Origin of the sequence: [Scytonema hofmanni] UTEX 2349 (genome assembly GCF_000582685.1) — a bacterium.
GTDB classification, from domain to species: domain Bacteria; phylum Cyanobacteriota; class Cyanobacteriia; order Cyanobacteriales; family Nostocaceae; genus Hassallia; species Hassallia hofmanni.
Genome location: NZ_KK073768.1, coordinates 2,381,026 through 2,383,836, shown reverse-complemented (window position 1 = coordinate 2,383,836; position 2,811 = coordinate 2,381,026). Strand labels below are relative to the sequence as shown.

3 protein-coding genes and 1 pseudogene are annotated in these 2,811 nt (G+C 38.4%); 3 read left to right on the top strand and 1 reads right to left on the bottom strand.

The genetic code is table 11. The features are described 5' to 3' along the window. Positions 1-190: IS4/Tn5 family transposase DNA-binding protein (locus TOL9009_RS49365; protein WP_038296376.1), on the bottom strand; the 190-nt coding region annotated here is incomplete at its 3' end. Between the two features lie 707 nt (positions 191-897). Between TOL9009_RS49365 and TOL9009_RS0115585 the strand changes: the two genes are divergently transcribed. The 3 genes and pseudogenes from TOL9009_RS0115585 to TOL9009_RS0115575 all read left to right on the top strand — a co-directional run. Then, on the top strand, positions 898-1,257 hold the full coding sequence (locus TOL9009_RS0115585; RefSeq protein ID WP_029633614.1) for a hypothetical protein: 360 nt from the start codon (positions 898-900) through the stop codon (positions 1,255-1,257). A gap of 372 nt (positions 1,258-1,629) precedes the next feature. After that, the gene (locus TOL9009_RS0115580; protein WP_029633613.1) at positions 1,630-2,175 is read left to right on the top strand and encodes a Dps family protein; all 546 of its coding nucleotides are present in this window, start codon (positions 1,630-1,632) and stop codon (positions 2,173-2,175) included. 126 nt (positions 2,176-2,301) lie between these two features. After that, positions 2,302-2,580: pseudogene (locus TOL9009_RS0115575) on the top strand (general stress protein); the annotation flags it as partial. Positions 2,581-2,811: the final 231 nt, after the last annotated feature.

Sequence of the window (2,811 nt, the reverse complement as noted above, 5' to 3'; positions counted from 1 at the left end):
TCCCCACACCCCACACCCCACACCCCACACCCCTTCTTCTACGCCCTACACCCCACTCAGCCACCCCCCACACCCTGTTCAATACCATTTGTGCCGATTTGGCGTGCTGACTTTTTGACATTGCACGCTCATTTAATCGGCGATCGCCTAATTCACAGGTTGCAAAATTTTTCTCCCACCAGTCCAACATCACCTGTCACCTTGAACACCCAATTTCAACTACTGTACCGTATTTGCTGTGCTTTATTCAGAATCCTTTGTGAGCAGGCTTTTTGAGACTTAACGGGAAAAGTCAGGCACTACATAGGTTCGACTCCTATACCACCCATTTTTAATTAATAGAATTTAATTTTATTTTTGGGATTAAATTCTAGATTAGAGAAAATACTTTTGTGGCGGTTACAATTAAATTATCTGTCTCTAAACGAAAAATGATTTAAAGACGACATCTGTTAAGCAGTTGATAAATAATTACTTTATGACTATAAATCAATTAAGTTTAATATCATCTGCATTTATAGTAAACAGACCAAAAGAGAATTAAGTTTATCTATCCATAGAGTGATTCTGTTAAGAATATAAACAAATAAAATTTAAGTCTAGGGGTCGATGCAAATGTTATCGTATTAGAAGTATAAAAAAATAAGCGAACCTTGAAAGAAGAATGTTAATGTTACCCGCAATACTTTTATAAAAAAGTCACGGTTGATTTACTTGTTTACACTTACTTAGCCGATGCGGAACATACAGCCTCTCTCTTCACAAGGTTTGTAGAGCAAGAACGTAAAGATAGAAGTACAGCTTGATAATTTGATTGCTCAAATTGACTAGCTAAAGGCATAGGCTTCTCTATCAAATTAAAAGTTCTCCCTTAGTGCTGTTATCGAGGATTTAAAAATGAAAATAATTGGTTTTGTTTCGTCTCTAGTACGTCCTGTGCGTTTTCTAGTTGTTGCTTTTACCTGTACCTTATTACTTTTAACTAACGCTTTTCCGGCTTTGGCGATCGGTACTACTCCAAGCGCTCCTACTGAAGCTACCGATCAGCTAAATCAAATTCAGCGTAAGACTGATAAAAAAGCTACTCAGGCTCCTCTTGGACTCGAAGAGACTCAAGCAGAAACATATAACGGACTTAACGAAGTTCAGGGAGATGCTGACTTTGATAAAATGAAGAGTCCGGAAAATTCACAAAATGCTACTACTGTGGAAGATCAAGTGGAGAATTTTCTGGAAAAGGTGACAGGTAATAAGTAAGCGAGTTTAGATCCTTCACAATCTAAACATCTTTCTCAAAATAGATTTTGGTGTTTTTTATTGGAGACATCTTGATTACTGATTGTAATCGAGGTGTCTATTATTATTAGACATCTCCAGAAAACAATGTAGAGACGCGTTAGCGAAGCGGGACGAAGTTCAATTTCGCGTCTCTACAAGGGTTTAGGCAACGCATAATTAAATTCTACAGATGTCTAAAGAATAAATGGTATCAGAAATGTTAAATTACTTACAAATATATAATTATTCCTTTGAGAATCTATTTGCCTTTGACAATACTTCCTTAGGTTGATGTTGCTTGGGGGGAAATTGGTGAAGCTAGAAAGAGAGTTAGCCTAGAGATTGAAAATTATGCGTAAGTTAAACATTGGTTTGACAGAAGAACAACGTCAAGGTGTAATCAACCTGTTGAATCAAGATTTGGCAGATGCCTATTTACTCTTAGTGAAAACGAAGAAGTTTCACTGGGATGTCGTCGGACCTCAGTTTCGTAGTTTGCACCTGCTTTGGGAAGAACACTACACAGCATTAACTGAAAGTATCGATTCAGTAGCTGAACGGGTTCGTGCTTTAGGTGGTTATCCAATTGGGACTATGGAAGGATTTCTGAAGGTTGCTTCACTTAAAGAGCAACCTAATAACGTTCCCTTAGCAACTGAGATGGTGGCTTTATTAGTGCACGATCATGAGCAAGTCATTCGCAACTTACGCGACCATGTAGACCAGTCTAGTGAAAAGTTCCACGATCAGGGAACTGCTGACTTCTTGACTGGATTGATGGAAGCTCATGAACAAATGGCTTGGATGCTGCGCTCGTTTATCGAAGGGGAAGCATTGCAATCAGATGGTAATAATCAGCAAGCATCTGGTGGAATTAAAACACCTGTAGGTGTGTAAGCACAAGCAGATATAGCGTAATCCATAATGTCTAATTAGAAGACGGCAGATGCGGGAAGAGAAAATATTCCCGCATCTGTATTGTCAATTTTCCTGATAAAAAAGCAAGATATAAGGTGCATCAAAATGACTGAAGCATATAAGGCAGAACGTACTATTTCTGCTGTTTTTAAAGAGCAAAAACAAATTGATGAGGTTATTAGGCGTTTAATAGAACGCGGTGTGTCTAGCGATCATATCTCGGTGATGGGCAGAAACTTTCAATCGGAAACTCGAATTGCTGGTTTCATCAGTAAAAGAGATGTGATTTTAGGAGGTTTGAGAACAGGAGCCATTTTTGGTTCTTTGTTTGGTTCCTTTCTCAGCTTACTTTCTGGTGTAGGTGTACTGTTTACTCCCTTCCTGCCAGAAGACTCCCTAAACTGTAAGATAGTAATTTACATATTACATAAATCTAGCTGAGGTTGATATTTGGGTAAATTTATACTTAACACTACCTTTAAATTAGATTAGGCGATCGCGCTGAATAGCCATAAGAGCGAGCGATCACCTGGGGTGTCCGTTCAGACTGTCACTAATTAACTTCTTTATTGGTGGCAAAAAAGACTCTTCTTCAACGATGGGAGATTACAAAAC